Here is a 1800-nt window from a genome sequence, read left to right as displayed (position 1 = left end):
GGAGCTGTCCTGAAATAACTTCGACATTGCTACTCTACAGCCGCTGCCCGCATCCCGAAAAGCTGGAATCACTTGTGCTTTTGCGGGCAGTGGGCGACGATAATTTTTTGACAGTACATCTTGCATCACCGGGGGCCTGGCCACTACTGACCACCTCTTGCCCCGGACTGGCTTTTAGACCAATTTATCGCAACCGCACGACTGCATGGATGCAGTGGCCAGAGCAACGCAGGAGCAGTTGCCGCGCAGGGCCGTCTATTCCCGGACAGCCTCCCGGGGAGTGTCAGTCAGACCAGGGTAATCCATCCTCCAATGAGTCGTAACCATCAGGGGGCACTGCTGTTAACCGCACTGGCAATCCTGCTGCCGGTGGTGGTGGTTGTGTCCATTGGCGTTGGCGCTGTGCCCGTTTCCGCAGGCGATATTCTGACCATATTGTTTGGTTTATCGGATAGCACCATCAACAGCCAGTCAGCGCTGATTATTGAGTCTATCCGGTTACCCAGAACACTGCTGGGCCTGATTGTCGGTGGCTCACTGGCCGTGGCCGGTGCATCCATGCAGGGCCTGTTCCGAAACCCACTGGCGGACCCGAGTATTATCGGTGTTTCCAGCGGTGCTGCCCTGGGTGCGGGAATGGCTATTGTTCTGGGTGGTCTGCTGTTTGCTGGCGCTCCATCCCTGATACAAAGCTACAGCGTTTCCTTTCTGGCCTTCGCTGGCGGGGTGCTGTCCGCCTGGCTGGTGTATCAAGTCGGTACCACCAACAACGGCACCTCGGTGGCCACTATGCTGCTGGCCGGCGTGGCGATCAATGCCCTGGCCGGTGCGGGTATGGGGATGTTGAACTACGTAGCGGATGACACCATGCTGCGTAGCCTGACCTTTTGGCAAATGGGCAGCCTGGGGGGAGCCACCCGGGATCTGGTGATGATCTGTGCCACGGTATTAATCCCGGTTGTCCTGATTCTTGGTCGTTACGGTCTGGTGCTTAACGCGCTGCTACTGGGCGAGTCGGAAGCTCGCCACCTGGGCATTAATGTCCAGAAGGTCAAGCTGACACTGATTTCCCTGACTGCCCTGGCTGTGGGTGTTGCCGTTTCCGTCAGTGGTTTTATCGGCTTTGTGGGGCTGGTGGTTCCCTATCTGATTCGCCTGGCCGTTGGTCCGGACCATCGTATTCTGTTGCCAGCCTCCGCCCTGCTCGGCGGTATCCTGTTACTGGTTGCGGATATGATTTCCCGGACCATCGTCGCCCCTGCAGAACTTCCTGTCGGTATTGTCACTGCCTTGATGGGTGCCCCTTTCTTCCTGTCACTGTTGTGGCAGCAGCGTAAAAGGATGGTCTGAAATGGCCCATGGCAAGGAAAGTGCAGCGCCGGACACGCTGGAAGTCCGGGGTGTATCGGTGCAGATTGGCGACAGACACCTGCTGCAGGATATTCATCTGACCCTGAAGCCCACAGAAGTGGTGTCGATACTTGGCCCAAACGGTGCCGGTAAAAGTACCCTGATGAATGTCATCAGTGGCCAGAGTAAGCCATCCACAGGCCAGGTATGGCTTAATGGTCGCAATGACTGGCCATTGAACCATCAGGCACTGATGCTCGGTGTTTTGCCTCAGTCATCCTCTTTGAGTTTTCCCTTTACGGCGGAAGAAGTGGTCCTGCCTGGTCGAATTCCCTGTGCCAGTCATCATGAAGAAAATCTGATGATTACCCGGGAAGCTCTCAGGAAAGTTGATGGCTTAGGAATTGTCTGTAAATAACTTCCGCATATTCAGATGCTCCACCGCAATCA

At 55.9% G+C, this 1800-nt stretch carries 3 protein-coding genes; all 3 read left to right on the top strand.

Going from position 1 to position 1800, the window contains the following annotated elements; translation table 11 throughout:
* Positions 1-323 (top strand): hypothetical protein (locus KDK14_RS02765; RefSeq protein ID WP_257263494.1); only part of this gene is annotated, 323 nt, incomplete at its 5' end.
* Complete coding sequence (locus tag KDK14_RS02760; protein ID WP_257263493.1) at positions 313-1350, top strand: iron ABC transporter permease; 1038 nt, start codon at positions 313-315, stop codon at positions 1348-1350. The genes KDK14_RS02765 and KDK14_RS02760, both read left to right, overlap by 11 nt.
* 1 nt (position 1351) lies before the next feature.
* Positions 1352-1768, top strand: coding sequence for an ATP-binding cassette domain-containing protein (locus tag KDK14_RS02755; RefSeq protein ID WP_257263492.1), 417 nt, complete (start codon positions 1352-1354; stop codon positions 1766-1768).
* Positions 1769-1800 lie beyond the last annotated feature (32 nt).

This window comes from Endozoicomonas sp. ONNA2, assembly GCF_024606365.1.
Taxonomy (GTDB): domain Bacteria; phylum Pseudomonadota; class Gammaproteobacteria; order Pseudomonadales; family Endozoicomonadaceae; genus Endozoicomonas.
This window is presented reverse-complemented; position numbering and strand designations above follow the sequence as displayed.

What these genes read in the sequence shown, in the direction of transcription:
- KDK14_RS02760 (WP_257263493.1), top strand. Translation starts at nt 313, where the DNA reads ATGAGTCGTAACCATCAGGGGGCACTGCTGTTAACCGCACTGGCAATC.
- KDK14_RS02755 (WP_257263492.1), top strand. Translation starts at nt 1,352, where the DNA reads ATGGCCCATGGCAAGGAAAGTGCAGCGCCGGACACGCTGGAAGTCCGG.